Here is a 4,499-nt window from a genome sequence, read left to right as displayed (position 1 = left end):
ACTTTATTGAGAAAATTGCAAATTTGGTGCCGAAACGCAAAAAAACCGACGCGAGGCCTTAAAGACTATTAGAGAAAATTGAACACCAATCTAGCTTAGTAAAATCAATGGTTGAAAAGGGGTAGTGTAAAATTATAAACCCCAAATTGTAGTGAAATAAACCCTAAATTGTAGTAGATATAATCCCAATATTGTAGTAGATATAAACCCCAAATTGTAGTAACCATTATAAACACTTTTGATTTTAAAATGGGTTTATGTTAAAATGAATTATTCTTAATATTACTTGAGGTGAAAAATGGGAAAAATAGGATTCAACAAAAAACTAAATAGATTACCTGTGTATTTTGAAAAAGAGATATTTATTAATGCTTTTGGATGGTTGTTGAAAGAGTTTAACAAATGGAATAAGGGACTAGAAATAAAAGAGAGAGTTATAACAATAAAGAAGCGTGAAATATGGGAAGCATCTGCAACTAGACCATATACCAAAGAAGAATTTTCAGAATTTATTCGTGGATTAACAGTTTCTAAAAGATATGAGATTGATAAAGAAAAAGGTTATGGAATATCTGGAAGTATTTTTGTAACCCAAGAGATGGATGAGGAAACTTTGAAGATAGAAATTCCATCACTGTTTATTCCTTTTCTTTTCTATAAACACGATATTCACATAATAGATAAAGCTAAGAAAAAAGAGCCACTAACAGTTAAAGAGTTAGATTATTGGGACAATGAACTAAAACATAAAAAACAAGAGATACTACTGCTTGAAGATGCAGAATTAAAGGGTATAAGTGGAAAATATGCTAAAAGGTTGTATATGTTATTGAAGCAGTTTGAAAATACAGGTTATTTTGTTATGGAGATAGAACAATTTAGAGATGTTTTAGAAGTTCCAAAAGCTTATACACTCGGAAGAATTAACGATAAGATTATTAAACCATCCAAAGCTGAATTAGAGAAGAAAAAAATATATAAGTTTCCTGAAGAACTGAAAGGAAAAGGACGTAGAAAAATCGAAAAGATAGAGATTTATTTTGCTATCTATGAAGACGTACCTAAAAAGAAAAAATTAGATCTAACTTTAGAAGAAGAGATGGAAGCTAGAGAGATACTTCAAAATCAAGGTATTGGATATGAAATCCTAAATGAGCAAAAGAAAAAATCACCAAGCATTTATATAAAGACTTTAAAATCAGTATTGAAGAAATAAACCACTATTTAAATAGTAGTTTAACATCTCTTGAAGGTGTTATTTATACAGGCTTTATGATATAATAAAGCATAGATTATAATTAAATTAAGTAACTTTATACCATTAGTAGAGTATAAAATTATTGTATATAAATGGAGGAATTAAAAATGTCAAGTATAGCACAAAGAGCTGAATTACAATCGCAAATTTGGAAGATAGCAAATGATGTTCGTGGTTCAATAGATGGATGGGATTTTAAGCAATATGTTTTAGGAACGTTATTTTATAGATTTATAAGTGAAAACTTCTCTAACTATATTGAAGCTGGAGATGATAGTTTTAAATATGCAGATTTAAGTGATGAGGTTATAACAGATGAAATCAAAGATGATGCAATAAAAACAAAGGGATATTTTATATATCCAAGTCAACTATTCGTTAACATTGCTAAAGGAGCAAACACTAATGAAAGTTTAAATACTGATTTAGCTGCAATATTTTCAGCTATTGAAGGTTCTGCTAATGGTTATCCATCAGAATCAGATATTAAAGGGTTATTTGCTGATTTTGATACAACAAGCAATAGATTAGGAAATACAGTTAAAGACAAGAATAGTCGTTTAGCTGCTGTTATTAAAGGTGTTGAAGGTCTTAATTTTGGAGAGTTTGAAGATAACCATATAGATCTATTTGGTGATGCTTATGAGTTTTTAATTTCTAACTATGCTGCCAATGCTGGTAAATCTGGTGGAGAGTTTTTTACACCTCAAAGTGTATCAAAGCTTATCGCAAAATTAGCAACACATAAACAAGAAACGATTAATAAGATTTATGACCCTGCTGCTGGATCAGGTTCACTATTACTACAAGCAAAAAAGCAGTTTGATAACCATGTTATTGAAGATGGTTTCTATGGACAGGAGATTAATCATACAACATATAACCTTGCTCGTATGAATATGTTTTTACACAATGTAAACTACGATAAATTTGATATTGCATTAGGAAATACACTTTTAGATCCTCACTTTGGAGATGAGAAGCCTTTTGATGCCATTGTATCAAATCCTCCATATTCAGTTAATTGGATTGGTAGTGATGATCCAACTCTTATTAATGATGAGCGTTTTGCACCAGCTGGAGTACTTGCACCAAAATCTAAAGCTGACTTTGCTTTTGTACTTCACTGCTTAAATTATCTTTCAAGTAAAGGTCGTGCTGCTATAGTTTGTTTCCCAGGAATATTCTATCGTGGTGGAGCAGAGCAAAAAATTAGAAAGTACTTAATTGATAATAACTTTGTTGAAACTGTTATATCGTTAGCACCTAATCTTTTCTTTGGAACTTCAATAGCTGTTAATATCTTAATTTTATCTAAATCTAAAAAGGATTCAACAACTCAATTTATAGATGCTAGTGGAGAAAACTTCTTCAAGAAAGAAACTAATAACAACATCTTAACAGAGGAACATATAGAGGAGATACTAAGAATATTTGATACTAAAGAGGATATTGAGTATGTTTCAAAATCGGTAGATAATGAAAAAATAGCTGAAGAGAATTACAATCTTTCTGTTAATACTTATGTAGAAGCTGAAGATACAAGAGAGGTTATTGATATAAAGGAACTAAACGCCAAGATAAAAGCAACAGTGAGCAATATAGATAGACTTCGTATTGAAATAGATAAGATAGTTGCAGAGATTGAGGTGGAATAAAGTATGATTTTAGATAATAAGCTTAATATTACTAATCAAGTGGAACTTTCAAAGGTGGAAGAGAAAATTAGTAAACAAAAAGCTAAGCAACTATTTGATTCAGGAGATATAAATAAAGTTAAGGTAGGAACATTTGAAGGGCTTCAATATATACATAGATACTTATTTGAAGATATGTATGAGTTTGCTGGAAAGGTTAGAGAGGTAAATATAGCTAAAGGAAATTTCCGTTTTGCACCACTAATGTATCTTAAACCCTCTTTAGAATATATAGATAAGATGCCACAAAATACATTTGATGAGATTATTGAGAAATATGTTGAGATGAATATTGCTCACCCTTTTCGTGAAGGAAATGGGAGATCAACTCGTATATGGCTTGACCTTATATTAAAAGAAAATATCAAGGTAGTAATTGATTGGAATCTAGTTGATAAAGATGAATATCTATCAGCTATGGAGAGAAGTGTAGTTAAAGATATTGAAATTAAACATCTTTTAAAACAGGCTCTTACTATTGAAATCAATGACCGTAATCTATTTATGAAAGGTATTGATGTAAGTTACTACTATGAAGGTTATAGTGAATACAACACAGAGGAGGTCTAAGATGAGTAAGTTAGAGCAATTAATTAATGAGCTATGTCCTAATGGGGTGGAGTATGTTTCTTTAGGATTGTATTGTAAGATATCAAAAGGAAAACAGTTAAATAAAGAAAATTTACTAGAAGAAGGAGATTATCCTGCTTACAACGGTGGAACTAGTTATTCAGGATTTACAAATAATTACAATGTAGAAGCTAATACAATAATTATTAGCCAAGGAGGAGCTTCTGCTGGGTTTGTTCAATTTATAAAAACTAAATTTTGGGCGAATGCACATTGCTATTATTTACAGCCAGATTATAATTTTCTTAATAATAATTATGTTTTCCATTTTGTTAAAAGTATGCAAAATAAATTAATGGAATGTCAGCATGGAGCAGGGATTCCAGCTTTAAAATCTAACGAAATATACAAACTTCAAATCCCCCTACCTCCATTAGTAGTACAAGAGGAGATTGTGCGTATTTTAGATACATTTACAGAGCTTACAGCAGAGCTTACAGCAGAGCTTACAGCAGAGCTTACAATGAGAAAGCAGCAGTATGAATATTATCATAATTCACTTTTTGAATTTAAAGATTGGAATATTCAATATTTATCAGTTGGTGAACTTTTTGAGTTTAAAAATGGTTTAAATAAAGAGAAAAGTGCTTTTGGACATGGACAACCGTTTATTAATTTTACTGATGTTTATAAAAATAGATGGTTAACAAATGAAAAAATTTCTGGATTAGTAAATGTAAATCCTAGTGAGATTGAAAATTACAGCGCTAGAAAAGGAGATGTTTTTTTTACTAGAACGTCAGAAACAAAAGAAGATATAGGAATGTCTAGTGCTTTAATTGAAAATATTCCTAATTGTGTATTTAATGGATTTTCAATAAGAGCGAGGCCTATAACTGATTTATTATTGCCTAATGTTAATGGTAGAATAAATTGTAGGTTTTATGGCAGAATGAAATGAAAAAAAACCGACG

At 30.1% G+C, this 4,499-nt stretch carries 4 protein-coding genes; all 4 read left to right on the top strand.

All coding sequences use genetic code 11. The features are described from left to right. Positions 1 to 298 precede the first annotated feature (298 nt). Entirely contained in the window at positions 299 to 1,216 is a 918-nt protein-coding gene (locus tag L988_RS05180; RefSeq protein WP_047382298.1) for a replication initiation protein, read from the top strand. A gap of 149 nt (positions 1,217 to 1,365) precedes the next feature. Continuing rightward, positions 1,366 to 2,916, top strand: coding sequence for a type I restriction-modification system subunit M (locus L988_RS05175; protein ID WP_047382296.1), 1,551 nt, complete (start codon positions 1,366 to 1,368; stop codon positions 2,914 to 2,916). A 3-nt stretch (positions 2,917 to 2,919) separates the two neighbouring features. Further along, positions 2,920 to 3,525, top strand: coding sequence for a protein adenylyltransferase Fic (gene fic, locus L988_RS05170; protein WP_047382294.1), 606 nt, complete (start codon positions 2,920 to 2,922; stop codon positions 3,523 to 3,525). A gap of 1 nt (position 3,526) precedes the next feature. Next, the gene (locus tag L988_RS05165; RefSeq protein ID WP_052191702.1) at positions 3,527 to 4,486 is read left to right on the top strand and encodes a restriction endonuclease subunit S; all 960 of its coding nucleotides are present in this window, start codon (positions 3,527 to 3,529) and stop codon (positions 4,484 to 4,486) included. The last annotated feature ends 13 nt before the right edge of the window (positions 4,487 to 4,499 follow it).

Origin of the sequence: Cetobacterium sp. ZWU0022 (assembly GCF_000800875.1) — a bacterium.
In the GTDB taxonomy this organism is placed as follows: domain Bacteria; phylum Fusobacteriota; class Fusobacteriia; order Fusobacteriales; family Fusobacteriaceae; genus Cetobacterium_A.
Note: the sequence above shows the minus strand (reverse complement) of the source record. Positions and strands in the feature narration are given on the sequence as shown.

Excerpts from the sequence above, each read along its gene's own strand:
- L988_RS05180 (WP_047382298.1), top strand. The coding sequence starts at position 299 with ATGGGAAAAATAGGATTCAACAAAAAACTAAATAGATTACCTGTGTAT.
- fic (WP_047382294.1), top strand. The coding sequence starts at position 2,920 with ATGATTTTAGATAATAAGCTTAATATTACTAATCAAGTGGAACTTTCA.
- L988_RS05165 (WP_052191702.1), top strand. The coding sequence starts at position 3,527 with ATGAGTAAGTTAGAGCAATTAATTAATGAGCTATGTCCTAATGGGGTG.
- L988_RS05175 (WP_047382296.1), top strand. The coding sequence starts at position 1,366 with ATGTCAAGTATAGCACAAAGAGCTGAATTACAATCGCAAATTTGGAAG.